The sequence below is a fragment of the Plantimonas leprariae genome (genome assembly GCF_008802405.1).
Lineage (GTDB): Bacteria > Pseudomonadota > Alphaproteobacteria > Rhizobiales > Rhizobiaceae > Plantimonas > Plantimonas leprariae.
In genome coordinates, this window is the sequence record NZ_VZDO01000010.1 from 1 (window position 1) to 25,106 (window position 25,106).

Below are 25,106 nucleotides of genomic sequence, written 5' to 3' on the forward strand. Positions count from 1 at the left end.
GACGATGTCCTTCGTCTGCCTCGTCGTCAGCAAGGCGGGGTTTAAGCTCGCGAGCTGGATCACGCCGGAACTCAAACAGCTGGGCGGGGGAGGGAATCGCTGACACCGAAATCTTATCGAGGCTTCGTCTGGAGTTGACGTGCAGCAGGAACTGGTGGCCAGCAATCTCGTCGCGTCGGCGCTCTCGGCGCCTGCGGCAGCTTCGCGGCCGACGGCTCGGCAGACGTTTTCATCGGTGGCTGACCTGTCAGCCCATGATGTCAGCTCGGTAATCTGCCAGCAATTGAAGGCCGCTCAGATGGACCAGTTGGACATTGCTTGTCCTGAATGCCAGCCGAACTGCGTCAGCCGCGGCCAGCTGATTTGGGGAGGACATTCCCAAACACGATCCAAGGACGCGACCGACACTGCGTTCGCTTCCCATAAGAGAGAGGAGGTCAAGGTTCATCGGAGCATAGGCGAACCCTATGCATACGACGAGTTCGGCTTCAGCCAATGTATCCTTCATCGCTTCAAGCATAGCGTGGTCTTCAATCCGCTCCGTGAAAGTGCGGATCTGCGTGGCCAAATTCAGAAGGTGCGGGGGGTGAAGATCGACCCCGAATGGGATGCCATCCGCGTTTCTTGGCCACGGAAGTCGCCCGACCTGCCCATAGGGATGAAAGATGCGCATCTTCGACGCGAGTTCATAAGCCTGCTCTTGGTGGATTAGAAAATAGTTGCGCAGGGCTTCTGCAACGTAATGCTCAATGCATCGATCGTAGTTGAATGTGATAAAGCTTACGTTGTCAAAGATTGCGTCGAGGTTGTCCGCATCGGCATATTCCGCCAGCATCTCAACGAAGATGGTATGCCAGGTAGTAGGTAACCCCTGGAAATCCAAATCGGCACGTCGCCGAGTATCGATGTAAAGGGGTGAACTCTTTTCCGCCTCAAGGATAGACGCTGCGATCGCGAGCTTCCCCACCTCCACGATCTCAGGCTTTTTCGAATGCGTGTGCAGAAAATTGTCGATAGAACTGGCCTGCGGCATCGCGGCTGAGATCATTCGCCCAGCCGTCCACCACGGGTTAAAATCCCGTATTCCGGCCTGTTCTCGGCTCCGAATGGCGCTGTAAATTTTCCGGTCGCCAGAAGACAGGTTGAAGCCATCGGCGAAACTAAAATTGACCTTGCCAGCGATGGTATATTTAAGCTCGCCGCCGACGGGAAAATGGACTTCCTTGCTTCCTCCAGCACCCACGATGAAGACAGTTTTTCGCTTGAACATGGCCGACTCGCGCAGAGACCACCTAGAGCTTCAACGCTCTTAGCCGGTTTGCCAACCCTCTGTCCTGATACTTTCATGGCGCGGTTAGGGGAGCGCCCCTCTGACGTCGGGGGCATGAGCGCCCCCGCGATCAGCCGATCCGCGATCCTCTTCGCGCACTGGTCGATGCGCGTCGGCCGGGACGCGCCGGCATACGGCGCGGCGGTCTGGGCGAAGGTCAACGCGGTTCGGCTGTAACGAAAAGGCCGATTTCGCTATTGTTGCGCTTGTAGCGCACCTTTTTGGTGGTCGTCTCGACCTTGGTAGTGTCGGCAAGATCGTCCAGCAATGCTTTGACGACACGGCTGCGTCCGTTTGGCGTCAAACCAGGCTGGGTGACATCCACTAAGAGGCCGATCGACGCCAGCATGCTCATAGGCTCGCTGCCGCTCCCGAAGATGAGCGTCAAGCTCTCAGCCGGCCCCTGCGGTGCGTCAGCGACTGCGGTGAGTGCCAACTTGCCTTCGAGGGTGTAATTGCAAACCGCCTTCACAGCCGCCCTACATTCCTCCTTTCGAATCCAGAAGTCTGGAAGATCGAGTTTCTCGGCGACGTCCTGAAACGCATCGTCGACCGCGTCGATCGTCAGGTTCTTTCTGAACGTCGGATCCGCTGCGCCAGCGGTCGAGACAGAAAGGCCGATCAGAAACGGCAACAGCAACGATCGAAGCATCGGACCTCCCACGCGGCAACTCTAGCGCGACCTTTCGCAAAACAGCCAGAGTTCGGATCCGGAATCCATAGCGTGCGTCGCTGCGACGGACGGACGGCAGGCCGTTCAACTTTTGTCGGCAGACGATTTCGGGACCACAGCGGGACCACAGGCCCCATCCGTCGCCCTACCGTTCGCCGTAGATCATTGATTTTTATGGTGATCCCGGCGCGATTCGAACGCGCGACCCTCAGATTAGGAATCTGATGCTCTATCCTGCTGAGCTACGGGACCGCCGGTCCGATCAGTAGACCATGCCGGCCGGTCCGCCAAGCGGTCCGTTTCCGGGGTCGCCCGGCGGACTTGTCGAAGCTGCCGATCCCTTGAGATTCGGATGCCGGTAGGCCGGATGCGCGAGTTCGCACGGCGACATGCCTCAAATCCGCTCCGGCGCGGTCTGCACGAGGAGGACGGCCCGCCCGGCTCGGAGGCGGACGACGATCTCGTCGCCCGCCGCCTCGTTGGATTGCGTCAGGATCGAATCGAACGGCAGGTCGACGTCCCGCAGCGGCCACCGGGCCCCGTCGATCGACAGGCCTTCGAGGTCGTCGAATTTCAGGATCGAGAAGGCCGCGCCCGGCTCGGCGGCAATCCGGTTTTCGCCGGGAAGTAGCGGCACGGCGCGCTCGCGGCCGTCGAACAGTTCGATCTCGAAGCCCGCCGCAGCATAGCGCAGCGCCAGCACCAGATGCGCGAAGGCATGGTCGGTGCGCGGGCCGCCGAGCGCGCCGACGAGCAGGAGCCGGCGTGCCCCGCGCCGGATCGCCGCCTCGATGGCGAGTTCGCCGTCGGTCCGATCCTTGGCGGCCGGAAATGTTTCACGTGAAACATCGGCGTGCCGTTCGAGAAGGTCCGGCGGGGCCGAGTCGAAGTCGCCGATCCAGAGTTCTGGCACGAGGTTTAAAGGTTCGGCATGCGCCATGCCGCGGTCGGCGGCGATCGAGCGACAGCCGGCGACGGCCGCGCGCAAGGCCGGGGTCGGGTCGATGGAGCCGGCGAGGAGGATGGCGAAGCGATCGGTCATGCCCGGCCAAGATTAGGGGCGCGCGCAAGGAAAAGCAGCGGCAGCCGGAACCTTCATGGGCTTGCGCCCAGCGCCGCTCTCGCCTAGCGTCCGCTTCGCTCACACGGGGTGCCTTCCTGGAAGGCTGAGAGGCGGCGTCGCCAACCCGATGAACCTGATCCGGTTCGGACCGGCGGAGGGATGGAGGGCGGCCCGCGATGCGCGACGCGCGAACCTGCGGCGGCTTTCCGGCCCTTGGCCGGGACGAGCCCTGCCTCTTCGCGAAAGGTGCCTTCGTTGCGTCCTCGTCTCGCCTCCCTCCTCGTCGCGGCCGCTGGCCTCGCGGCGGCAGGAGCCCTTCCCGCCCTCGCGCAGGATGCCGGGAAGCCGGTGCTCACCGTCTACACCTATGAGAGCTTCCTGCCCGACTGGGGTCCGGGGCCGAAGATCGAGGCGGCGTTCGAGACGACCTGCGGCTGCGATCTCCAGTGGGTGGGTCTCGGCGACGGCGTCGCGATCCTCAACCGCCTGAAGCTGGAAGGCGCTGCCACCAAGGCCGACGTCGCCCTCGGCATGACGGCCGAGCTCGTGCCGGAAATGAAGCGGACCGGCTTCTTCGCTCCGAGCGGCGTCGACCTCGCAACGCTGAAGGTGCCGGGCGGCTGGAGCGACGACACCTTCGTGCCGTTCGACTACAGCTACTTGGCCTTCGTCTACGACAGCGAGAGCGTGAAGAACCCGCCGAAGAGTCTCGACGACCTCGTCAACGGCGACCCGGAAGAGAAGATCGCGATCGAGGATCCGCGCAACTCGACGCCCGGCCTCGGCTTCCTGCTCTGGATGAAGGCGGTCTACGGCGACAAGGCGCCCGAGAAGTGGCGGACGCTGTCGAAGCGCATCCTCACCGTCACGCCCGGCTGGAGCGAGGCCTACGGCCTGTTCACCAGCGGCGAGGTGCCGATGGTGCTGAGCTACACGACCTCGCCCGCCTATCACGAGATCGAGGAGAAGACAGAGCGCTACAAGGCGGCGGCCTTCAGCGAGGGACACTACCTGCAGGTCGAGCTCGCCGGCCGGCTCGCCGGCTCGAAACATCCGGAGCTGGCGGAGGCTTTCCTGCGCTTCCTCGTCTCGCCGGAAGCGCAGGGCATCCTGCCGACCACCAACTGGGCCTATCCGGTGACGGAGCCGGCGACGCCGCTGCCGGCCGCCTTCGGCAAGCTGGTGCAGCCATCGAAGCCGCTCGCGGTCGACGCGGCCGCGGTGGAGGCGAACCGCCGCGCCTGGACCGACGAGTGGCTGCGGGCGATCGGCCGCTGAGCGCGCACGCGTTTCCCGATCCGGATCGCGGCTGGAAGCTCGGGCTCGGGCTCGGGGCGGCGGCGCTGCTCTGGCTCTTCCTCGGCACCGCCTTCGCCGCGCTCCTCGCGAGCGGCGCGGGGGAGACGTCGCGCTTCGCGGCGCTCCTCGGCGACCCTTACCTTCGCGGCGTCGCCGTCTTCACGCTGGAACAGGCGGCGCTGTCCGCGCTCCTTTCGGTCGCGGGCGCGCTGCCGCTGGCGCTCGCCCTGCACCGGACGCGCTTCTTCGGCCGGCGGGCGGTGCTGCGGCTGTTCCTCCTGCCGCAGGCGCTCCCCGTGCTCGTCGGGGCGCTCGGCATCCTCGCCGTCTGGGGGCGCGGCGGGATCGTGTCGGAGGCGCTCGCCGCCCTCGGCCTGCCGCGCCTCGACATCTACGGCCTTTCCGGCATCCTCCTCGCCCACGTCTTCTTCAACCTGCCGCTGGCGACGCGGATGATCTTCGCGAGCCTCGACGCGGTGCCGGCCGAGAGCTGGCGGCTGGCGGGCCAGCTCGGGATGCCGCCGGGCGCGGTGTTCCGGCTGGTCGAATGGCCGGCGGCGCGGCAGGCGCTGCCGGGGGCGCTCAGCCTCGCCTTCGCGGTCTGCGTCACCAGCTTCACGCTCGTCCTCGTGCTCGGCGGCGGTCCCGGCGCGACGACGCTGGAGGTCGAGATCTACCAGTCGCTGCGCGCCGACTTCGACCCGAACCGCGCCGTGGCGCTGTCGCTGGCGCAGGTTCTTCTCGCCGCTGTCTTCGCCGGCGCGGCGGCGCGGCTCGGCGGGCGGATCGACGCCGGCTTCGCGCTCGGCCGGCCGGTCCGACGCTTCGACCGCCGCGGCGCGGGAGCGCACGCGTTCGACACCGTGGTCCTCACCTTCGGGCTCGGCTTCGTGGCTTCGCCCTTCGCGGCGATCCTCGTCCGCGGTCTTCGCGCCGATCTCGGCCGTCTTCTCGGCGAAGCCGGCGTCCTAAGGGCGATCCTCACCAGCTCCCTCGTCGCGTTCGCCGCCGCCGTCCTTGGCCTCCTCGTCGCCCTGGCGCTTCTTCTTGGCGAGGAGGCGGTTTCGCGGCGGGGCCGGCGCGGCGGCGCGCTGCTCCTCGCCGCTTCCGGCCAGCTCGTCCTCGTGGTGCCGCCGCTGGTGATCGGCGCCGGCTGGTTCCTCGCGCTGCGGGGCTGGACCGACGCCTTCGCCTTCGGGCCGATCCTCGTCGTCGCGACCAATGCCGTGATGACCCTGCCCTTCACTCTCCGCATTCTTGGGCCTCCCTTGCGGGAGGCGCTCCAGCGCCACGAGCGGCTCGCCGCCCACCTCGCCCTGCGCGGCTGGACGCGCTTCCGGCATGTCGAGCTGCCGGCGCTCGGCCGCCCGCTCGGTCTCGCCTTCGCGCTCGCGCTCGCGCTGTCGCTCGGCGATCTCGGCGTCGCCGCGCTGTTCGGCGATCAGGATTTCACCACACTGCCTTTCCTGCTCCTGCAGCGCATGGGCAGCTATCGCACCTCGGACGCGGCGGGGCTGGCGCTGATTCTCGGGGCCTTGAGCCTCCTGCTGGTGCTCGGCGCGGAAGGGCTTTTCGCGCGGCGGCGAGGGAGCGACACGGATGCCGACTGACGATGCGCCTCCGCCGGCCCTCGTCCTCGACGCCGTCGCGCACCGCTACGGCGCGGACCGGATGCTGTTCGATCTTGCCGTGGCCCCGGGCGAGTGGCTGGCGGTGATCGGCCCGAGCGGCGCCGGCAAATCGACCATGCTCGACCTCGCGGCCGGGTTCCTTGGCGCCGACGGCGGCCGGGTGCTGATCGCGGGGCGCGACGTGACGCGGGCGCCCCCGGCGGCACGGCCGCTCACCTGCGTCTTCCAGGACAACAACCTCTTCCCGCATCTCGACGTCTTCGCGAACGTCGCGCTCGGGATCGCGCCGGACCTGAAGCTCGACGCCGCGCAGCGCCGGCGGGTCGGCGAGGCGCTGGAGCGGGTCGGGCTCGGCGGCTTCGAGCGCCGGCGGCCGGCGGCGATGTCCGGCGGCGAGCGCCAGCGCGTCGCCCTCGCCCGCGCCGCCCTGCGCGACCGGCCGCTGCTCCTTCTCGACGAGCCCTTCGCGGCGCTGGGGCCGGCGCTCCGCCGCGAGATGCTCGACCTGCTGGCCGGCTTGCGGGACGGCGCGCGCGGCGCGCCGCCGGCGATCCTGATGGTGACGCACCACCCGGAAGACGCGCGGGGCCGCGCCGCCCGCACCGCCTTCGTCGCGGACGGGCGAGTCGCGGCGCTCGGGGCCACCGAGACGTTGCTGGCGATGCGGGACGGGCCGGTCGCCGAGTATCTCGGACGGTAAGGGAGAGTCATCCGCCGGACGCATTTCGGGCGAAATCCCGGCTTACGCGGGACTCCCGACCCAGCGGAACCGAACGCGAACGAGAGAGTGGGATTTGGCGGCGGCTGTGTCCTTCGCGTCCTTCACCGCTCCCTCGGACCTGCGCTAGGCGAAAGGGTCGAAAAGCCGTCAGGGTCCGCCCGGACGGGCGGATCCGAGAGGGAACGACGCCTCGCATGCTCGCGACGCATTCCATGTCCGACTGCCCCGGCCGGACGGACATTCCGGCGGCCCGGACGCTGCGCACGCTCCTGGCGGTCGGGCTCCTCGGCATGCTCGCGGCCTGCACCTCGATCGAGTCCGGCCTGCAGGAAGCGGCGGACGCGGAAGCCGCGAAGACGAAGACGGCCTACATGCCGGGCCCCTCGCGCGATCCGGTCACCTTCGAGGGCGCCCAGAAGGGCGACCCGCAGTCGACCATCGGCATCTCGCAGCATCCGAAGATCCTCGCGGCCTATGGCGGCGCCTACAACGATCCCGAGCTCGAACAGACGCTGGCGGCGATCGTCGGCCGGCTCGCGACGGTGACGGACGATCCGAACCGCGTCTACCGCATCACGGTCCTCAACTCGCCGAACGTCAACGCCTTCGCGCTGCCGGGCGGCTACGTCTACGTGACGCGCGGCCTCCTCGCCCTCGCCAACGACTCCGCCGAGGTCGCGGCGGTGATCGCGCACGAGATGGGACACGTCACCGCCAATCACGGCATCGAGCGCCAGCGCCGCGAGCAGGCGGCGGAACTTGCCGGCCGCGTCGTCTCGGAGGTGCTGGACAGCGATTCGGCCGGGCGCGCCGCGCTGGCCCGCGGCCGGCTCAGCCTCGCCTCCTTCTCGCGCAACCAGGAACTCCAGGCGGACGCGCTCGGCATCCGGCAGATCGGCCGCGCCGGCTACGACGCCTTCGCGGCGGCGCGTTTCCTCCGGGCGATGGACGCCTATTCGCACTTCCGCAACGCCTCGCAGGCCGAGAACCCGAACCTCGACTTTCTCGCCTCGCATCCGAGCACCCCGCAGCGGATCGAACTGGCCGAGAACCATGCCCGCCAGTTCGGCGCGCCGGGCACGGGCGCGACCGACCGCGACCGTTATCTCACCGGTATCGAGGGCATGCTGTTCGGCGACTCGGCGGTAGAAGGCTACGTGCGCGGCCACGACTTCTTCCATCCCGGCCTCGGCATCACCTTCCGCGTGCCGGAAGGCTTCGTCATCGACAACACGGCGGAAGCGGTGCTGGCGACGGGGCCGGGCGACACGGCGATCCGCTTCGACGGCGTGGCGCTGCCGCAGACGACGCCGCTTCGCGACTACATCACCAGCGGCTGGATCGGCGGGCTCGATCCGGTGAGCATCAAGCTGGAGCGGATCGGCGAGCTCGAAGCCGTCTCGGCGCGGGCGGCCGGCGGCGAATACGTCTTCGACGTGACGGTGATCCGCATCGGCGGCGAAGTCTACCGCTTCCTGACGGCGATGCCGACATCCGCCAGCGGCGACATCCAGCGCATGGCGCAGACGGTCGCCGGCTCGTTCCGCCTGCTGACGCCGGAGGAGAAGGCCTCGCTGAAGCCGCTGAGGATCCGGATCGTCACCGCCAAGGGCGGCGACACGGTCGCCTCGCTGTCGCGCCGCATCGTCGGCATCGACCGCAAGGAAGAGATGTTCCGCCTGCTGAACGACATCGGCGCGAACGACGGCGTTTCCACCGGCACCCGCTACAAGATCGTCGCGGAATAGGCGGCGGCGGTCGGAAAAGCGCCGGTCCCGCAGCGACGGGCCTTGCAAACGAAAACGGCGGCCCGTCGGGACCGCCGCTGGTTCAGGTGACGCGAGGTCTTAGCTGACGAAAGCGGCGCGGTCCGGGATCGCGGTCAGCAGCGCGGCGCGCAGCTTCTCCAGCGCCCGCGTCTCGATCTGGCGCACGCGTTCCTTCGAGATGCCGAGCTTGGTGCCGAGCGCTTCCAGCGTCTCGCCCTCGTCCTGCAGGCGGCGCTCGCGGATGATCTTCAACTCGCGGTCGCTGAGAACGTCGAGCGCGGTGTTCAGCCAGGTGACGCGGCGCTCGTCGTCGATCGAGGTCGAGACCATCTCGTCCGGCAGCGGGTCGTTGGCGACGAGGAAGTCCTGCCGGTCGGCGCTGCCGGAATCGTCCTCCAACAGCGGGGCGTTCAAGGAGGAGTCGGGACCGGACAGCCGCGAGTCCATCAGGGCGACGTCACCCTCGGACACCTTCAGCGCCGTCGCGATCTCGCGGTACATGGCGGTGGAAGACAGTCCCTCCGAGCCTTGGCTCAGCCGGGCGCGCAGCCGCCGGAGGTTGAAGAACAGCGCCTTCTGGGCCGAAGACGTGCCGCCGCGCACGATCGACCAGTTGCGCAGGATGTAGTCCTGGATCGAGGCGCGGATCCACCAGGTGGCATAGGTCGAGAAGCGCACCTCGCGCTCCGGCTCGAAGCGGGCGGCGGCTTCCAGAAGGCCAACATGCCCTTCCTGGATGAGGTCGTTCATCGGCAGCCCGAAGTGGCGGAACTTCGCGGCCATCGAGATCACCAGCCGCATATGGGCCGAAGTGATCTTATGCAGCGCCGCCTGATCCTTCTTCTCCTTCCACTGAACCGCGAGTTCGTACTCCTCCTCGCGCTCAAGGTAGGGCGCCGCCATCGCGGCCCGGATCATGGTGCGCCGTGCGGATTGGGATCTCATCGCTCACCTCGTGCTCGTGGGAAAGCCTCACGGCCTCCTCGCGCAAACGCCGAACGGCCCCCACGCGTCGGTCAGACTCCAACGCGGGGGGACTGCAAACGTTCCCGGAGGGTGAAACTTTCGAAGATCGGAAGACGAGCCACCTACGCAACGGCGAGTCGGCGGTTTCGTTCCGCAGCTTCAAAAGGTTAACGGATCGAGGCGGTTTCCGGCCGCGGCCCTCGGACCCCGGAACGCCGTGCAAAGTCTCAAAAAAAATCGGCCGCGCTCGTCGCGCGGCCGACCATAAAGGCAAATGGCAGGGGCGTTCAGGCGGCCTGCACTTCCGCGTCGGCCGCATCGCCCTCGTCGTTGGCCTCGTCGCCCGGCTTCACGCCGCGGCGCGGTCCCTTGTTCAGGTTGACCTCGATCAGGCGGACGGCTTCCGTTTCGGACACTTCCTGCACGGCGGCGAGCTCGCGCGCCATGCGGCCGAGCGCGGCCTCGTAGAGCTGGCGCTCGGAGTAGGACTGCTCGGGCTGCGACTCGGCGCGGTAGAGGTCGCGCACCACCTCGGCGATCTGGATCAGGTCGCCCGAATTGATCTTGGCGTCGTATTCTTGGGCGCGGCGGCTCCACATCGTCTTCTTGACGCGCGCACGACCCTGCACGACCTTCAGCGCCCGCTCGACGAAATCGGTCTCCGACAGCTTGCGCATGCCGACGCTCTCGGCCTTCGCCACCGGCACCTTCAGCCGCATCTTGTCCTTCTCGAAATCGATCACGAAGAGTTCGAGCTTCATGCCCGCGACGACCTGTTCCTCGATGGCGACGATCTGCCCGACGCCGTGCGCCGGATACACGATGCTCTCGCCGGTCTTGAAGGACGGACGCTGCGGCTTCTTCTGAATCGTGGTCATTACGCTGCCCAAACTCCCTGTTGTGCCCGGCCGCGACAGCCGTTAGACACGGGTGACGGTGCTTCGCACCGCCGATTTGCGAGGCGCCCCGCCCTTCGGCGGGGGAACAGTTTGATCCTTGTCTAGGGATGCGACCAGCCGACAGCCGGAACCCCGCGCACGACTGGACGCGAGAGCAAGCGCGGTAAAGGAAGATCGCCCTTCGGAAGGCTCGACGGGCGGGGAAACCTGCGGCGCAGGCTTTTCGCTCGACTGTTGCAGGAATAATACCTTATCGCAGCGCGAAATTCAAGTTTTCGCGCGTTGACACCGCCTGCCGACGCTCCATGCGCCACGCCGCCGGGGCGGATCGCGCGGCGAAAGGCTTGCGGTGCAAGGCCTTCGGGTAAAACCTTAATTATTCGTTAGGCTTAACGGCGCCTCCGCGCCGACCGTCGTCGCCGCGAATCACCGCGGCCGCCCGCATCGCGCGCGGTTCTCGCGGGCGGTGGCTCAGCCGTCGCCCTGGCCCGGGTCGGCGGAGAAATACTTCTCGAACTTCTCCGGCTCGCCGTCGTGCTCCTCCGCATCGGCCGGCGCATCACGCTTGATGGTGATGTTCGGCCATTGCGGCGCGTACTCGGCGTTCAGCTTCAGCCATTTGTCGAGCGCCGGCTCGGTGTCCGGCTTGATCGCCTCGGCCGGGCATTCCGGCTCGCAGACGCCGCAGTCGATGCACTCGTCCGGATGGATGACGAGCATGTTGTCGCCTTCGTAGAAGCAGTCCACCGGACAGACTTCGACGCAGTCCATATACTTGCACTTGATGCAGTTGTCGGTGACGACGTAGGTCATGCGATCCTCGGGGCGGCGCCGCGCGGCCCGTTTGCCGGATGTCGGGCGGCGCCTCTTCTCGTCTGTTGCGTCCCCCAACCGTGCCGGAAACGCAGGGACGTCGCTGCGGGGGACGTAGCGGCTGCGCCCGCCGCCCGCAAGGGCAAAGCCGGCTGCCGGAACGCCCGGAAGCGGAACGGCTTTCCTCGGGACGCGCGGCACGATGCCGCCCTTCGGCCCCTCAGGGCGTTCGTGCCGGGTCGCCCTCGTCCGGCACCGGCGGCGCGGCGTCGGGCGGGCGGCCGAGATCCTCGTAGAGCAGGCGCGCTTCGGGTGCCGGGCCGCGCCGCGTGCCGGAAGCGAGGATGCGCAGGACGCGCACGTCGCGCGCCACCGCGACGGTGAGGACGTCGCCGAGGCGGACGGTGCGGGCCGGGTTGTCGATCTTCTCGCGGTTGACGCGAACCGCGCCGGCGAGGACGAGCTTCTGCGCCAGCGAGCGCGACTTCACCAGCCGCGCGAAGAACAGCCACTTGTCGATGCGCTGCGCTTCGCCGGCCATCCGCCGCCGCTACTTGCCGCCGAGCTTGTCGCGGAGCGCGGCGAGCTTGGCGAAGGGTGAATCCGGATCGATGCGCTTGGGCGCCGCTTGCGGCTTGTCGAAGCGGCGGCCCTCGCCTTGACCGCCGCCGCCCTTGCGCTCGCCGCCTTCCGGCCGGCCGCGGTTCCGCTCGCCGCCGCCCTGCCCGAAGCGCTTGCCCTCGCCCTCGGTCTTGTCGAAGTGCGGGCGCTTGCTGCCGAACGGCCGGTCGCCGCGCGGGGGCCGGTTCTCGCCGACGCCGCCGCCAGCCGCCGCTTCGCCCTGACGGCCGCGACGGTTCTCGTTCCCCGCGGCGCGGTTGTTGCCGCGCCCGTGCCGCGGCGCGCCGCCTTCGCGGCGGTTGTCGTGCCGCCCGCCCGGCCGCCAGACCTGGATCAGCTTCGGCGGCTCCGGCGCGGCAGCGGCGGAAGCATCGGCGGCTTCGGGCGCTGCGGCTGCGACGGACTCCGCTTCCGGCGCCGTCTCCGGCTCGGCCGGCGCGCCTTCCGGCCCGGCTTCGGCGGCGGGGGCTTCGGTGGCTTCCACCGGCGTTTCTTCGGGAGCCGAGGCTTCCGCCGGTTCCGGCGCGGCGTCGGCAGCCTCCGGCTCCGGCTCGGAAACGGCTGCCGGCGTTTCGGTTTCGACCTCGTCGGCCGGCACCGCTTCCACATCGTCGGAGGCCGAAACGCCCGGCTCGTCGGTCGCCGTCGCCACTTCGCCATCGTCCGCCGGCGGCTCCGCGGCGGCCGGCGCTTCCGTCGCGGAGGCGGCGGCCGCAGCCTGCTCGGCGGCGGCGCGGGCCGCGGCTTCCGTCGCTTCCCGGTCGAGCCGCGCCAGGGTTTGCGTCACCGCGTCGGCTTCCATCGGGCGCGAGCGGTAGCCGAGGCCGCGCAGGATCTCCTCCATGTCGTCGGCTGTCGCACCGAGGATCGACATCATCGCCGGGGTCGCGACGAACTGCGCGCCGTCGAGCGCGCCGTCCGGGCGCTTGGCGGTGCCGGGCTTCCAGGACAGCGCCGGGCGGATCAGGTCGGCGAGCCGCTCCAGGATGTCGACGCGCACCGCGCGCCGGCCGAGGATGCGGTAGCCGGCGAGCGCATAGAACACCGGATCGTAGCTCGTATCCGCGACGGCGGACGTGCGGCCCGTCGCGAGGAGACCGGTAACGTCGCCGAAGCCGGGCTTGTCGCGCCCGTCCTTCGCGATGCCCCAGAGCAGCGTCAGGAGGTTGGCGGGCGCGGGCTTCACCAGCGCCGGCACGAAGATGTGGTAGGCGCCGAAGCGCACGCCGTGGCGGCGCAGCGCCGCGCGCGCCTCCTGGTCGAGCGAGCGCACCTCGTCGGAAATCTCGCGGCGCTGGAGGAGGCCGAAATTCTCGACCAGCCGATAGGCGAGCCCACGCGCGGTGCCGGTCAGCTCCTCCGCGCCGGCGAGGTCGGCAAGCGGCTTCAGCAGCGTCGAGATCTGGAAAGTGACGTAGCGCTCGGCCCGCGCCTGCACCTTGTCGCGCGCGGGACCGGCGAGCTGCTCGTCGGCGAGGAGCACGAGGCGGGGCTTGAGCGCCGACTCGCCGGCGGTGAGCGAGGCCACCGGCGCGCCGAGCCAGCGCAAGAGCCCGTCCGACCCGAGCGCCAGGTCGCCGTTCGGCGCGTTGGAGAACCGCTCGGATCGCCGCTCGAATTCGGGCGACAGGGCGCTCTGGGCCGCCGCGCGCACGGCCTTCGCGTCGGGCCCTTCGGCGCCGACATCGGCCGAGAAGCGGAAACCCTGCAGCTCGCCGACATGGTGGCCTTCCACCGAGACCTTGCCGTCGCTGCCGACTTCAGCTTCCATGAAGGCCTTCTCCCGCAGCCGTTTCATCAGGACGCTTGTCCTGCGGTCAACGAAGCGTTTCGTCAACCGCTCGTGCAAGGCGTCGGAAAGCCGGTCCTCGATCGCGCGCGTCTTTTGTTGCCAGTGTGTCGGATCGGCCAGCCAGTCCGGGCGGTGCGAAATGTATGTCCAGGTCCGGATTTCGGCGATCCGACGCGACAAGGTATCGATGTCGCCTTCGGTCCGGTCGGCGCGCTGCACTTCCGCAGCCATGTAGTCCTCGGCGACCGAGCCATGCTCGACGAGGTCGCGGTAGACGGTGGCGATGATCTCGGCGTGCTGGGCCGGCGCGATGCGCCGGTAGTCGGGAAGCTTGCAGGCCTCCCAAAGCAGCGCCACCCGCGCGTCGCCGACGGCGCGCTCCGCCACGGCCGGGTCGCGCGAGACGTTCTCCAGCGCCCGCTGGTCGACGGAAGGCAGTGCGCGGGTCAGTTCCGGCACCGGCGGCGACACCTCCAGGCTGTCGCGAAGCGCGCGGACGGACGAGAAGTCGTGAGCGGCCGAGCGCCATTGCAGGTTGCGCACGGCCGGAAAGTTGTGCGCTTCCAGCGCCTCGACGATCTCCGGCGGGAACGGGTCGACCTGGCCCGTCACGCCGAAGGTGCCGTCGCGCAGGTGCCGCCCGGCGCGACCCGCGATCTGGCCGAGCTCGGAGACGGTGAGCTGGCGGTACTGGAAGCCGTCGAACTTCCAGTCCTGCGCGAAGGCGACGTGGTCGAGGTCGAGGTTGAGGCCCATGCCGATCGCGTCGGTGGCGATCAGGAAGTCGACCTCGCCGGACTGATAGAGCTCGACCTGGGCGTTGCGCGTGCGAGGGGAGAGCGCGCCGAGCACCACCGCCGCGCCGCCGCGCTGGCGGCGCATCAGCTCGGCGATGGCGTAGACCTCGTCGGCCGAGAAGGCCACAACGGCCGAGCGGCGCGGCAGCCGCGTCGCCTTCTTCGAGCCGGCATAGAGGAGCTGCGACATGCGCGGCCGGCCGACGAACTGCGCGCCGGGCAGCAGCTTCTCCAACGTGCCGCGCATCGTACCGGCCCCGAGCAGCAGCGTTTCCTCGCGGCCGCGCAGGTGGAGGATGCGGTCGGTGAAGACATGGCCGCGCTCGAGATCGGCGGCGAGCTGCACCTCGTCGATCGCGACGAAGGCGGCGTCGGTGCGCTGCGGCATCGCCTCGACGGTGCAGACGTGGAACCTCGCCTTCGGCGGGCGGATCTTCTCCTCGCCGGTGACGAGCGCCACCTGGTTCTCGCCGACCCGCTCGCAGACCCTGGCATAAACCTCGCGCGCGAGGAGCCTCAGCGGCAGGCCGATCACCCCCGACGAATGCGCCACCATGCGCTCGATGGCGTAGAAGGTCTTGCCGGTATTGGTGGGTCCGAGAACGGCGGTGACGTTCGTGCCGTCGAAGCGCGTCGTCGCGCGGGGGCTCGGGTGGAAATTCATCTCGGGGCGAAGATGGGCCGGCGTGGGCGAAAAGAAAAGGCGGGCGGCCCGGCCGTTTCCGTCAGTGGGGAACCGTTTTCGACAGGAGGTTCACCACGAGGACGCCGGCGACGATCAGCGACAGCCCGACCACGGCCGCCAGATCCAGCACCTGCCCGAGGAACAAAGCGCCGAAGGCGGAAACGAGGACGATGCCGACGCCGCTCCAGATCGCGTAGGCGACGCCGACCGGAATGGTGCGCAGCGAGATCGCCAGGAAATAGAAGGCGGCGGCATAGAACAGCAGCGTCAGGAGGCTCGGCACCAGGCGGGTGAACTCCCGCGACTGCTGCAGGAACATCGTCCCGACGACCTCGCAGACGATCGCGACGGCGAGGACGCCGTAGGTGAGAGCGGCACTCATGACGGATTCCCGGGGCGAAGGCCGATGGTCGGGGCTTGCGCGGCGCCTATCGCAGGGCGGCGGGACCGGTCAAGCCGCCGGGAGCCCGCCGTTCAGGCGAAATACTGGCCGCCGTTCGCGGTGATCGTCGAGCCGGTGATGAAGCCGGCCTCGTCGGACGCGAGGAACACGACGATCCGGGCGATCTCGTCGGGCTCGCCGAGCCGGCCGACCGGGATCTGAGGCAGGATCCGCTCGGCGAGCACCTTCTCGTCGATGGCGCGCACCATCTCGGTACCGACATAGCCCGGGCAGACGACGTTGACCGTGATGCCGACGCGCGCCCCCTCCTGCGCCAGCGCCCGGGTGAAGCCGATGTCGCCGGCCTTGGCGGCCGAATAGTTCGTCTGCCCCGCCTGACCCTTCTGTCCGTTGATCGAGGAGATGTTGACGACGCGACCGAAGCGGCGCTTGCGCATCCCCGGCCAGACCGGATGCGTCATGTTGAACAGGCCGTCGAGATTGGTGCGCATGACGCTCTTCCACTGGTCGGGCGTCATCTTGTGGAACATCGCGTCGCGGGTGATGCCGGCATTGTTGACGAGGACGTCGACCGGGCCGATCTCGCCTTCCACCCGCTCCAGCCCGGCGCGGCAGCTCTCGTAGTCGCCGACGTCCCACTTCACCGCGGGAATGCCGGTTTCGGCGCTGAAGCGTTCGGCCGCCGCATCGTTGCCGGCATAGTTCGCGGCGACCGTGTAGCCGGCGCTCTTCAGGGCCGTGGCGATCGCCGCGCCGATGCCGCGCGTGCCGCCCGTGACGACCGCAACCCGTGCCATGTCCTTGCCTCCTCCCATCGGCCGGGCGTCTCCCGCGCCCGCTGCCGGATCCTCGACGACCTTTCCGCTACTATAGCCGCTCGACGCACATCGCGACGCCCATGCCGCCGCCGATGCAGAGCGTGGCGAGACCCTTGTTCGCGCCCCGGCGCTTCATCTCGAACAGGAGCGTGTTGAGGCAGCGCGCGCCCGATGCTCCGATCGGGTGGCCGATGGCGATCGCGCCGCCGTTGACGTTGACGATGTCCGGATTCCAGCCGAGGTCCTTGTTCACCGCGCAGGCCTGCGCCGCGAAGGCCTCGTTGGCCTCCGCGAGGTCGAGGTCCTCGATCCGCCAGCCGGCCTTCTCCAGGGCGCGGCGCGTCGCCGGGATCGGACCGGTGCCCATCACCGCCGGATCGACGCCGACCGTTGCCCAGGAGGCGATCCGCGCGAGGGGCGCGAGGCCCCGCCGCCCGGCTTCCTCCTCCGTCATCAGCACCACGGCCGCCGCGCCGTCGTTGATGCCGGAGGCGTTCGCCGCCGTCACGCTGCCTTCCTTGTCGAAGGCGGGCCGGAGCCTCGCGACCTTGTCGAGCGTCGTGCCGTCCTTGATGTATTCGTCGGCGTCCACCACCGTGTCGCCCTTGCGGCCCTTGACGGTGAAGGCGACGATCTCGTCGCGGAACCGCCCTTCCCGCCGCGCGGCTTCCGCCTTGTTCTGCGAGCGGACGGCGAACTCGTCCTGCTGATCGCGCGTGATCTGCCACTGCCGCGCGACGTTCTCGGCGGTGATGCCCATGTGGTAGCCCTGGAAGGCGTCGATCAGCCCGTCGCGCAGCATGGTGTCGACCATCTTCAGGTCGCCCATCTTCGCGCCGGCCCGAAGGTGCGCCGCGTGCGGGGCCATCGACATCGACTCCTGCCCGCCCGCGACGACGACCGCCGCGTCGCCGGTGGCGATCTGCTGCAGCCCAAGCGCCACCGCCCTGAGGCCGGAGCCGCAGAGCTGGTTGAGGCTCCAGGCCGTCTTCTCCTTCGGCACGCCCGCCGCCATCGCCGCCTGCCGGGCCGGGTTCTGCCCTTCGCCCGCCTGCAGCACCTGGCCGAGGATCACCTCGTCGACCTCGTCCGCCCCGACGCCGGCTCTCGCGAGGGCCTCCCGGATCGCCGCCGCGCCGAGCTGGTGGGCGGGCACGTCGGCAAAGGCGCCGTTGAACGCGCCGACGGGGGTGCGGGCCGCGCCGACGATCACCACGGATTGGGCATTCGACATGGAATCGGCTCCTTCGACCGTCTCGCGCCGCAGCGGCTCCCGTATGCTCCAGATAGGCGGGCGCACGATCTTTTCACCAGATTAATCCGCCGTGATGGGTATCGCGCGGGAAAAATCGCTCTAGTCTGTTGTGCACCGCCGAAACGACCGGCCGCCCGTCCGGCGGCCGCGCCGGGAAAGAACGAGCCGATGTCGAAGCCTGCGGAAACCACGGTCATCAAGAAGTACGCCAACCGGCGGCTCTACAACACCGGCACCAGCACTTACGTGACGCTGGAGAACCTCGCCTCGATGGTGAAGACCAACGAGGAATTCGTGGTGCAGGACGCCAAGACCGGCGAGGACATCACCCATTCGGTGCTGACGCAGATCATCTTCGAGCAGGAGAACAAGGTCGGACAGAACATGATGCCGATCGCCTTCCTTCGGCAGCTCATCCGCTTCTACGGCGACCAGATGCAGATGGTCGTGCCGACCTTCCTCGAACATTCGATGGCGGCCTTCTCGCGCGAGCAGGAGGGATTGCGCGAGAAGGTGATGGGCCGCGACGTCGCGAAGCTGATGGACGAGCAGGTGCGGCGCAACACCGAGATGTTCCGGCAGGCGATGGCGATGTTCAATCCGTTCATGGCGAACGCGATGATGCCGAAGGCCTCAGAGGAGAAGGACGCGGCGGGCGGCGGCGGAGACGATCTCGCCGAGATGCGCCGCCAGCTCGCCGAGATGCGCGAGCGGATCGAGGCCTTGGACGGGCGGAAGGACCAGAACCCCTGACGAAAAAGGCCGGCGCCTCGCGGCCCGGCCCTTCGTCGCTCAGTGAGGCGGATGGCGCCTACGCGTCTTCCTTCACGGTGAGGATCTGCTTGCCGCGGTACATGCCGGTCTTCAGGTCGATGTGGTGCGGTCGACGCAGCTCGCCCGAGTTCTTGTCCTCGATATAGGTCGGGGCCTTCAGCGCGTCGGCCGAGCGGCGCATGCCGCGCTTCGAGGGGGAGGTTTTTCGCTTCGGAACGGCCATGTCTGTTTCTCCGTCGGATCGGCGGAAACGGACGACACCGCTCTTCCGCTAGGGATTGGTCCTGCCCGTCAGAAAGCGCCGCCGCGCGACCGGATCGATCGCGGACGAGCGACGCCATGACGGGAATTGGCGGTGCCCATACCAAAAGCCGCGCCCGATGCCAAGGCCGCGGAGCCTCATCCGGGAGCAGGACCGCTCGCGGCCGGCCGGTCGGGCATCCAGCCGCCGATCCAGGCGTCGCGCAGCCTGTCGCCCTCGCCGCGGAAATACGCGTCGACCGCCTGGCTCGCCAGGACGCGCTCCGCCCGGAACTGGCGTAGCGCCGAGCGCAGCTCGCACCACGCGACGATGTTGGTCGTCTCGGGATAGTAGATCAGCGCGATCGGGCGGATCGTGCGTTCCGTCTCCCGGCCGGCCTCGTCGCGGTAGCTGAGCTTCAGCTTCCGCTCGTCCCGGACGGCCCGCCGGACGGTGGCGAGGTCGACGCCGGCCGGCGAAGCCGCGACCTCGCCCCAGGCGTGGATCGCCCGTCCGTCGATCGCCCGGGCGAGCGGCGCCGGCATCGCGGCGGCGACCTTGGCCGCGACTTGGCTCGCGGCCGCGCGCAGTTCCTCATCGCCCGTGCGGCGGAGCAGCGACAGGGCGAGAACCACGGCCTCGGTCTCCTCGATCGTGAACATCAGCGGCGGCAGCGTGAAGCCCGGCCGGAGCACGTAGCCGATGCCGCGGCCGCCCTCGATCGGCACCCGCATCGCCTGGAGGGCGGCGATGTCGCGGTAGACCGAGCGCTGCGAGACCTCGAGCGCCGCCGCGATCCGCGCCGCGGTGACCGGCCGCCTGGCGAGCCGCAGGGTCTGGACGATCTCGAACAGGCGCGATGCCTTACGCATCGATCAGTCCTCGTCACAACTGACACGACCCTGGCCATTGCGAGCGGGTAAGGAGCCGCTTCGACGCGAAGAAGGGCCGCCGCTTTGACCTACGCCGAAAACCTCTGGCTCTATACCGCCCTCGTCTTCGGTATCATCGTCGTGCCGGGCATGGATATGCTGTTCGTGCTGACCAACGCGCTGACGGGCGGGCGCCCGGCGGGCCTGTCGGCGACGGCGGGCATCATGGCGGGGGGCGCCGTGCATACGCTGAGCGGGGCGGTCGGCGTCGGCATCCTCCTCCGGACGGCGCCGTGGCTGTTCACCGTCGCGCTCTTCGCCGGGGCGGCCTACATGGTCTGGATCGGCGTGACGCTGATCCGCAGTTCGATCACGGTCCAGGCCGTCGGCGCGGCGGCGAGCCGCTCGCGGTGGACCGCCTTCCGGCAGGGGCTCGTCACCTGCCTCCTCAACCCCAAGGCCTACCTCTTCGTCGTTTCCGTCTTTCCGCAGTTCATGAAGCCGCAATACGGCCCGCTGTGGCGGCAAGCCCTGGCGATCGGCGCGATCACCGTCGCCATGCAGTTCGCGGTCTATGGCGCCCTGGCGCTCGCGGCCGGGAGGAGCCGGACGGTGCTGACGTCGTCGCCGGGTGCGACGATCCTGATCGGCCGGGCGGCGGGCGTCCTGTTCGTCCTCGTGGCGCTGGTCACGGCCTGGCACGGCCTCGGCGGCGCGGTCTCGTCGTGAGCCGCGCCCGCCGGGGCGAGCGTCAGCCGTCCGCCTTCGCCTGCCGCTGCGCCGGCTCGACCACGCAGTCGGAGAAGCCGCCGGCCCGCTTGGCGCGCCCCTCGATGCGGCTCGCGATCTGCGAAAGCATCCGCGAGGGCTTGCCCGGATTGCGTTTCGAGGGGGCGGGGAGGGTCTTCGCCAGCAGCGCCGCCTCGCGGGAGGAGAGCGCGAAGGCCGGCTTCTCGAAATAGTGCCAGGACGCCGCCTGGACGCCGTAGATGCCCTCGCCGAACTCGGCGACGTTGAGGTAGATCTCCATCAGGCGCGGCTTGGAGAGGATCAGGTCGGCGTAGAGCGCCAGCGGCACTTCGAGGCCCTTGCGCACGAAGCTCCGGCTCGTCCAGAGGAAGAGGTTCTTCGCGGTCTGCATCGGGATGGTGGAGGCGCCGCGCGTCGACTCGCCCTCCAGCGCGTCGTCGATCACGCCGTTCAGCTCGCGCCAGTCGACGCCGCGGTGGTAGCAGTACTGCCCGTCCTCCGACAGCATCACGGTGCGCACCAGCACCGGCGAGATGTCGGCGAGCGGCACCCATTCGCGCGCGACCGGCTTCAGCCGCGCCCAGTCGAACAGCATCAGCGTCGAGACGGGATGGACGGCGGGAATGGCGTAGACCGGCACCAGCGCGATCGGCAACAGCGCGAGCACCGCGAAGGTGACGAGAAGGAAGCCGAGAACGCGTCGGATCATCGGGGTCTTTCGGAAGAGACCGGAAAGTCATAGCCGCCCGCCCCTCGCCCCGCAACGAGGACGCGCGAACATGCTTGACGCTTCGCGCCGGTTCGGCGAAGCCCGCGCGGAAATCTCGAGGGACATGCGATGGCGGACAACGATGCGGGCTTCGAGGCGCGCCTGGCGGAAGCCGCGCGGCTGGTGGTGGAGCGGCTGGAGCGCTGCCTGTCGGAGGGCGAGCCGCTGATGGCGGGCGTGCCGGCGCGGCTGCGGGCGGCGATGCGGCACGGCGTCCTCAACGGTGGCAAGCGCCTCCGCCCGTTCCTCGTCATGGAGACCGCCCGGCTCTGCGGCGCGCCGGAGGCCGCCGCGCTCGACGCCGCCGCCGCGCTCGAATGCATCCACTCCTATTCGCTCGTCCACGACGACCTGCCGGCGATGGACGACGACGACCTGCGGCGCGGCCAGCCGACCGTCCACGTCGCCTTCGACGAGGCGACGGCGATCCTCGCCGGCGACGCGCTCCTCACCCTCGCCTTCGGGCTCGTCGCCGCCTCGCACGACGCCGAGCCGCAAGCGCGGCTGCATCTCGTCCACGCCCTGTCGCGGGAAGCCGGCGCGGCCGGCATGGTGGGCGGCCAGCTTCTCGACCTCGAAGCGGAGGACGAGACGAGCCTCCCCGAGGCTGCCATCGCCCGGATGCAGGCGATGAAGACCGGCGCGCTGATCGCCTTCGCCTGCGAGGCGGGACCGCTCCTGGCCGGCGCGCCGGCCGAGAAGCGCGAGCGCTTCCGCCGCTTCGGCGAGACGATCGGCCTCGCCTTCCAGCTCGCCGACGACCTCCTCGACGAGACGGCGGATGCTGCGACCCTCGGCAAGGCGGCCGGCAAGGACCGGGCGCGCGGCAAGAAGACCCTGCCCGCTCTCCACGGCCACGACTGGACGCGAGCGCGCCTCGACGCGCTCGTCGCCGAGGCCGGCGAGCTCCTCGCGCCGGAAGGCGCCGACGCGGCGACGCTCGTCGCCGCCGCCCGCTTCATCGCCGAGCGGACGCGGTAGGTTCCTTCCGGCTTGCCTCGCGCCTATGTTAAACGCACGAGGGGGCGTAGGTCGGGAAGGTCGCATCCATGGCTCACCGCATTGAGGTTTCGGCCGACGGCACCGTGCGGCTTCCCGCCGAGGTGATGGAGCGTCATGGTATTTCCGAAGGCGGTATGATGGTGCTCGAAGATCGCGGCAGCTCGATCGTCATGCGGACTTTCGCGGAGTTCGTCGCCGACATCCAGGCGTGGAGTCGTGAGGTTCTCGGCGACAAGAACCTGACGGTCGACGATTTTCTCGCCGAACGCCGCCGCGATGCGGCGCGGGAGTTTTCGGAGGATTGATCCGGGCGGTTCTCGACGCCTCCGCGCTGCTGGCGCTCATGCTGGACGAGAAAGGCGCGGAGCGGGTCGCGGCCTATGGCGACCACGTGGCGATGGCGTCGCTGAACGTCGGCGAGGTCGCGGCGATCTATGCTCGACGCGGCGTCGATGATGCCAGGATCGCGGCGCGACTGAAGACCCTGCCGTTCGATGTCGTGCCGCTCGATCGCGACCTCGCGATCGAGGCCGGATTGCTCGGATCGAGAACCAGACGGTTCGGCCTGTCGCTCGGCGATCGCGTCTGCCTTTGCCTGGCACGGCGGCTGGGCGTCGTCGCCGTCACCGCGGATCGCGTCTGGGCGAAGGCGGCGGCGGAACTCGACGTCGCGGTCGAGCTGATCCGCTGAAGGCTCAGTTCCGGAGCACCACACAGGCGCCGCCCGCGCCGCGGTACTTCGCGCAGAAGCTGTTCGCCTCGCGGCGAGAGTCCGCGCCGATCCGGATCGCGGTGATACGGCGCGGGCCGGACAGGGGGCGCACCCGCATCACGATCGGCTTCAGATCGCCGAGCACGGACGGGTAGCGGTCCTGCAGCTTGTGGAAGATGTTCACCGCGATCGCCTCGTTCGGATTGCCGGCGATCTGCGCGCCCCAGGGCCGCATCGGCGCGCTTTCGGCATAGGTGAAGACGGCGCGGGTGGTGAGGACGGGCAGGCGGCGGCAGCCCGCGGCGAAGTCGAGCCCGTCGACCAGCGGCCGGACCGCCGCCTCGCGCCGGTCCTCGCGGAAGAAGGACGCCGGCTGCGCGGTGATCGACAGGACGTAGTCCTCGGTCTCGTAAGGCAGGCGGCCGCCGCTCGCCACCCAGCGCTTCACCCGGTTGATCCCGCCGTTGTAGGCCGCCGCCGCGAGGCCCCAGGAGCCGAGTTCGGCGCGAAGATCCCGGAGATAGGTCGCCGAATGGTAGAGCGCCTCTTTCTTGTCGTAGGGATTGGCGAGCCCGCGCTCGCGGGCCGTATAGGGCATGAACTGCGCGATGCCTTCGGCCCCGACCGGCGAGCGCGCCGATTCGTCGAAGCGCGACTCCTTCCAGATCAGCCGCGCGAAGAAGTCCGGCGCCATGCCGACTGCGGTCGCGTTCTCGGCGATCAGGTCGCAAATCTCGCCGACGCGCGGATCGCTTTTCTCGCCGGTCTTGTCCTCGGCGAGAGCGGGAGTGGAGATCAGGAGCGCGACGAGGGCCGCGCCGGCGGCGAGGCGCAGCCGGCTTCGCCTCATTCCGCCGCGGCGGCGGGCGCGGCGGCGACGCCGAAGCGCCGCTCGATGTAGTTCTGCACCATGGCCTCGAAGTCCTCGGCGATGTTCGGGCCGCGCAGCGTCGCGACCTTCTTGCCGTCGACGAAGATGGGAGCGGCCGGCGTCTCGCCGGTGCCGGGGAGCGAGATGCCGATGTCGGCGTGCTTTGACTCGCCCGGCCCGTTGACGATGCAGCCCATGACCGCGACCTTCAGCGTCTCGACGCCGGGATAGCGGGTGCGCCAGACCGGCATGTTGCGGCGAAGGTCGCCCTCGATCCGCTCGGCGAGTTCCTGGAAGACGGTGGAGGTGGTGCGCCCGCACCCCGGGCACGCGGCCACCACCGGCACGAACTGCCGGAAGCCCATGGTCTGCAGGAGTTCCTGCCCAACCTGCACCTCGCGCGTCCGGTCGCCGCCGGGCTCGGGCGTCAGGGACACGCGGATCGTGTCGCCGATGCCCTCCTGCAGCAGGATGCCCATCGCGGCGGACGAGGCGACGACGCCCTTGGTGCCCATGCCGGCCTCGGTCAGCCCGAGATGCAGCGCGTGGTCGGTGCGGCGCGACAGGTCGCGGTAGACGGCGATGAGGTCCTGGACGTTGGAGACCTTGGCGGACAGGATGATGCGCTCGCGCGCGAGGCCCGTCTCCTCGGCGAGCTCGGCCGACAGGAGCGCCGAGCGGATGATCGCCTCGCGCATCACCGCCCGCGCCGAGACGGGGCGGGCGGAAGCGGAGTTCTCGTCCATCAGGCGGGTCAGGAGTTCCTGGTCGAGCGAGCCCCAGTTGACGCCGATCCGCACCGTCTTGTCGAACCGGATCGCGGTCTCGACGATCGCCACGAACTGCCGGTCCTTCTTGTCCTTGAAGCCGACATTGCCGGGATTGATCCGGTACTTCGCCAGCGCCTCGGCGCAGGCCGGATGGTCGGCGAGGAGCTTGTGGCCGATATAATGGAAGTCGCCGACGAGCGGCACGTCGACGCCCAGCCGGGCGAGGCGGTCGCGGATGTGCGGCACGGCCCTGGCCGCCTCGTCGCGGTCCACCGTGATGCGGACGATCTCGGACCCGGCCCTCGCCAGCGCCGCCACCTGCGCGACGGTCGCGTCGGCGTCGGCCGTATCGGTGTTGGTCATCGACTGCACCACGACGGGCGCGTCGCCGCCGACGAGAACGCCGCCGACATCCACCGCGACGGTGCGGCGGCGGGGAAACGGCTCGGCTTCGTCGGTGTCGATCGGGGCTTGGCTGTTCATGGGTTCCGTCCGCGCGGCGGAGAATGTGGCCGATCAGGCCTCAAGCTCCGCTTGTCGTGTTGCATCGCTCCGGTGTCAAGGTCATGACGGAGCGGCCCTTCCGCAAGCACCGCGTATCGCCGCATGACCCTCAGCTTCTCCGTCTTCGCCTTCGCCCTCATGCTCGCCCTCGTGGTCGCGAGCGCCCCGGTCTGGCCGTGGTCGCGCCGGCTCGGGCCCCGGCCGATGCTCGTCGCCGGCCTCTGCCTTCTCGTCTACGCGCTTCTCGCCGTCTGGACGGCCGGCGCGTGAACTGTGGCGGGAAAGCGGCGGAACCTCACGCGGGTC

General features: G+C 69.2%; 27 protein-coding genes, 1 tRNA gene and 1 riboswitch. Of the genes, 11 read left to right on the plus strand and 17 right to left on the minus strand.

What is annotated here, in order from left to right:
- Positions 1-247: 247 nt before the first annotated feature.
- A complete protein-coding gene (locus F6X38_RS12865; RefSeq protein ID WP_150970236.1) occupies positions 248-1,270 on the minus strand; it encodes a hypothetical protein in 1,023 nt (340 codons plus the stop codon).
- A 114-nt stretch (positions 1,271-1,384) separates the two neighbouring features.
- On the opposite strand from F6X38_RS12865, the gene F6X38_RS24120 reads away from it, so the two are divergent.
- Entirely contained in the window at positions 1,385-1,507 is a 123-nt protein-coding gene (locus tag F6X38_RS24120; RefSeq protein ID WP_281353066.1) for a hypothetical protein, read from the plus strand.
- Here the strand turns inward: F6X38_RS24120 and F6X38_RS12870 are convergent.
- From F6X38_RS12870 to F6X38_RS12880, 3 genes are all read right to left on the minus strand, one after another.
- Positions 1,488-1,982, minus strand: a complete 495-nt coding sequence (locus F6X38_RS12870; protein WP_150970237.1) for a hypothetical protein — start codon at positions 1,980-1,982, stop codon at positions 1,488-1,490. The genes F6X38_RS24120 and F6X38_RS12870 overlap by 20 nt on opposite strands.
- A gap of 196 nt (positions 1,983-2,178) precedes the next feature.
- Positions 2,179-2,255, minus strand: a tRNA-Arg gene (locus F6X38_RS12875).
- Positions 2,256-2,397: 142 nt separating this feature from the next.
- On the minus strand, positions 2,398-3,045 hold the full coding sequence (locus F6X38_RS12880) for a thiamine diphosphokinase (protein ID WP_150970238.1): 648 nt from the start codon (positions 3,043-3,045) through the stop codon (positions 2,398-2,400).
- Positions 3,046-3,139: 94 nt separating this feature from the next.
- Positions 3,140-3,243: riboswitch (TPP riboswitch) on the plus strand.
- A 78-nt stretch (positions 3,244-3,321) separates the two neighbouring features.
- On the opposite strand from F6X38_RS12880, the gene thiB reads away from it, so the two are divergent.
- The 4 genes from thiB to F6X38_RS12900 all read left to right on the plus strand — a co-directional run bounded on the left by thiB (position 3,322) and on the right by F6X38_RS12900 (position 8,465).
- Positions 3,322-4,344 carry a thiamine ABC transporter substrate binding subunit gene (gene thiB / locus F6X38_RS12885; protein ID WP_246191330.1) on the plus strand — a complete coding sequence of 341 codons (1,023 nt, stop codon included), beginning with the start codon at positions 3,322-3,324 and terminating at the stop codon, positions 4,342-4,344.
- The gene (gene thiP, locus F6X38_RS12890) at positions 4,320-5,975 is read left to right on the plus strand and encodes a thiamine/thiamine pyrophosphate ABC transporter permease (RefSeq protein ID WP_150970240.1); all 1,656 of its coding nucleotides are present in this window, start codon (positions 4,320-4,322) and stop codon (positions 5,973-5,975) included. Before thiB ends, thiP begins: the two co-directional genes overlap by 25 nt.
- Positions 5,965-6,696 (plus strand): thiamine ABC transporter ATP-binding protein, encoded by a 732-nt coding sequence (locus tag F6X38_RS12895; protein ID WP_150970241.1) that lies wholly within the window; start codon positions 5,965-5,967, stop codon positions 6,694-6,696. Before thiP ends, F6X38_RS12895 begins: the two co-directional genes overlap by 11 nt.
- A gap of 233 nt (positions 6,697-6,929) precedes the next feature.
- The gene (locus F6X38_RS12900; RefSeq protein ID WP_425482861.1) at positions 6,930-8,465 is read left to right on the plus strand and encodes a M48 family metalloprotease; all 1,536 of its coding nucleotides are present in this window, start codon (positions 6,930-6,932) and stop codon (positions 8,463-8,465) included.
- A 99-nt stretch (positions 8,466-8,564) separates the two neighbouring features.
- On the opposite strand, the gene F6X38_RS12905 is transcribed toward F6X38_RS12900, so the two are convergent.
- From F6X38_RS12905 to F6X38_RS12940, 8 genes are all read right to left on the minus strand, one after another.
- Positions 8,565-9,431 (minus strand): RNA polymerase factor sigma-32, encoded by an 867-nt coding sequence (locus F6X38_RS12905; RefSeq protein WP_150970242.1) that lies wholly within the window; start codon positions 9,429-9,431, stop codon positions 8,565-8,567.
- Between the two features lie 308 nt (positions 9,432-9,739).
- Positions 9,740-10,330: a CarD family transcriptional regulator gene (locus F6X38_RS12910; RefSeq protein ID WP_150970243.1), complete on the minus strand. Its 591-nt coding sequence runs from the start codon at positions 10,328-10,330 to the stop codon at positions 9,740-9,742.
- A 492-nt stretch (positions 10,331-10,822) separates the two neighbouring features.
- Positions 10,823-11,164 carry a ferredoxin FdxA gene (gene fdxA, locus F6X38_RS12915; protein ID WP_150970244.1) on the minus strand — a complete coding sequence of 114 codons (342 nt, stop codon included), beginning with the start codon at positions 11,162-11,164 and terminating at the stop codon, positions 10,823-10,825.
- Positions 11,165-11,384: 220 nt separating this feature from the next.
- Positions 11,385-11,705 (minus strand): RNA-binding S4 domain-containing protein, encoded by a 321-nt coding sequence (locus tag F6X38_RS12920; protein ID WP_150970245.1) that lies wholly within the window; start codon positions 11,703-11,705, stop codon positions 11,385-11,387.
- Positions 11,706-11,714: 9 nt separating this feature from the next.
- Entirely contained in the window at positions 11,715-15,038 is a 3,324-nt protein-coding gene (locus F6X38_RS12925) for a helicase-related protein (protein WP_150970246.1), read from the minus strand.
- A gap of 61 nt (positions 15,039-15,099) precedes the next feature.
- Entirely contained in the window at positions 15,100-15,441 is a 342-nt protein-coding gene (locus F6X38_RS12930; RefSeq protein WP_150970247.1) for an SMR family transporter, read from the minus strand.
- Between the two features lie 92 nt (positions 15,442-15,533).
- Positions 15,534-16,259 carry an acetoacetyl-CoA reductase gene (gene phbB / locus F6X38_RS12935; protein WP_150970248.1) on the minus strand — a complete coding sequence of 242 codons (726 nt, stop codon included), beginning with the start codon at positions 16,257-16,259 and terminating at the stop codon, positions 15,534-15,536.
- Between the two features lie 70 nt (positions 16,260-16,329).
- Positions 16,330-17,514, minus strand: a complete 1,185-nt coding sequence (locus tag F6X38_RS12940) for an acetyl-CoA C-acetyltransferase (RefSeq protein WP_150970249.1) — start codon at positions 17,512-17,514, stop codon at positions 16,330-16,332.
- 189 nt (positions 17,515-17,703) lie between these two features.
- Between F6X38_RS12940 and phaR the strand changes: the two genes are divergently transcribed.
- On the plus strand, positions 17,704-18,288 hold the full coding sequence (phaR, locus tag F6X38_RS12945) for a polyhydroxyalkanoate synthesis repressor PhaR (RefSeq protein ID WP_150970250.1): 585 nt from the start codon (positions 17,704-17,706) through the stop codon (positions 18,286-18,288).
- Between the two features lie 58 nt (positions 18,289-18,346).
- On the opposite strand, the gene rpmF is transcribed toward phaR, so the two are convergent.
- Together rpmF and F6X38_RS12955 are read right to left on the minus strand one after the other, a co-directional pair.
- Positions 18,347-18,532 carry a 50S ribosomal protein L32 gene (gene rpmF / locus F6X38_RS12950; protein ID WP_150970251.1) on the minus strand — a complete coding sequence of 62 codons (186 nt, stop codon included), beginning with the start codon at positions 18,530-18,532 and terminating at the stop codon, positions 18,347-18,349.
- A gap of 176 nt (positions 18,533-18,708) precedes the next feature.
- On the minus strand, positions 18,709-19,422 hold the full coding sequence (locus F6X38_RS12955) for a helix-turn-helix transcriptional regulator (protein WP_150970252.1): 714 nt from the start codon (positions 19,420-19,422) through the stop codon (positions 18,709-18,711).
- 84 nt (positions 19,423-19,506) lie between these two features.
- Here F6X38_RS12955 and F6X38_RS12960 point away from each other — a divergent pair, with 84 nt between their 5' ends.
- Positions 19,507-20,151 carry a LysE family translocator gene (locus tag F6X38_RS12960; protein WP_150970253.1) on the plus strand — a complete coding sequence of 215 codons (645 nt, stop codon included), beginning with the start codon at positions 19,507-19,509 and terminating at the stop codon, positions 20,149-20,151.
- A 22-nt stretch (positions 20,152-20,173) separates the two neighbouring features.
- On the opposite strand, the gene F6X38_RS12965 is transcribed toward F6X38_RS12960, so the two are convergent.
- Positions 20,174-20,881: a biosynthetic peptidoglycan transglycosylase gene (locus tag F6X38_RS12965; protein WP_150970254.1), complete on the minus strand. Its 708-nt coding sequence runs from the start codon at positions 20,879-20,881 to the stop codon at positions 20,174-20,176.
- Positions 20,882-21,010: 129 nt separating this feature from the next.
- On the opposite strand from F6X38_RS12965, the gene F6X38_RS12970 reads away from it, so the two are divergent.
- The 3 genes from F6X38_RS12970 (at position 21,011) to F6X38_RS12980 (ending at position 22,634) form a co-directional block, all read left to right on the plus strand.
- Positions 21,011-21,922, plus strand: coding sequence for a polyprenyl synthetase family protein (locus F6X38_RS12970; RefSeq protein WP_150970255.1), 912 nt, complete (start codon positions 21,011-21,013; stop codon positions 21,920-21,922).
- Between the two features lie 104 nt (positions 21,923-22,026).
- On the plus strand, positions 22,027-22,248 hold the full coding sequence (locus F6X38_RS12975; RefSeq protein ID WP_150970256.1) for an AbrB/MazE/SpoVT family DNA-binding domain-containing protein: 222 nt from the start codon (positions 22,027-22,029) through the stop codon (positions 22,246-22,248).
- Complete coding sequence (locus tag F6X38_RS12980; protein WP_150970257.1) at positions 22,245-22,634, plus strand: type II toxin-antitoxin system VapC family toxin; 390 nt, start codon at positions 22,245-22,247, stop codon at positions 22,632-22,634. The genes F6X38_RS12975 and F6X38_RS12980 overlap by 4 nt, the downstream gene beginning before the upstream one ends.
- A gap of 4 nt (positions 22,635-22,638) precedes the next feature.
- Here the strand turns inward: F6X38_RS12980 and F6X38_RS12985 are convergent, their stop codons facing one another.
- Both F6X38_RS12985 and ispG read right to left on the minus strand, forming a co-directional pair.
- Entirely contained in the window at positions 22,639-23,505 is an 867-nt protein-coding gene (locus F6X38_RS12985; RefSeq protein WP_150970258.1) for a lytic transglycosylase domain-containing protein, read from the minus strand.
- Positions 23,502-24,779 carry a flavodoxin-dependent (E)-4-hydroxy-3-methylbut-2-enyl-diphosphate synthase gene (gene ispG / locus F6X38_RS12990; protein ID WP_150970259.1) on the minus strand — a complete coding sequence of 426 codons (1,278 nt, stop codon included), beginning with the start codon at positions 24,777-24,779 and terminating at the stop codon, positions 23,502-23,504. Before ispG ends, F6X38_RS12985 begins: the two co-directional genes overlap by 4 nt.
- A 123-nt stretch (positions 24,780-24,902) precedes the next feature.
- Between ispG and F6X38_RS23400 the strand changes: the two genes are divergently transcribed.
- Entirely contained in the window at positions 24,903-25,070 is a 168-nt protein-coding gene (locus tag F6X38_RS23400) for a DUF3309 family protein (protein WP_161992744.1), read from the plus strand.
- Positions 25,071-25,106 lie beyond the last annotated feature (36 nt).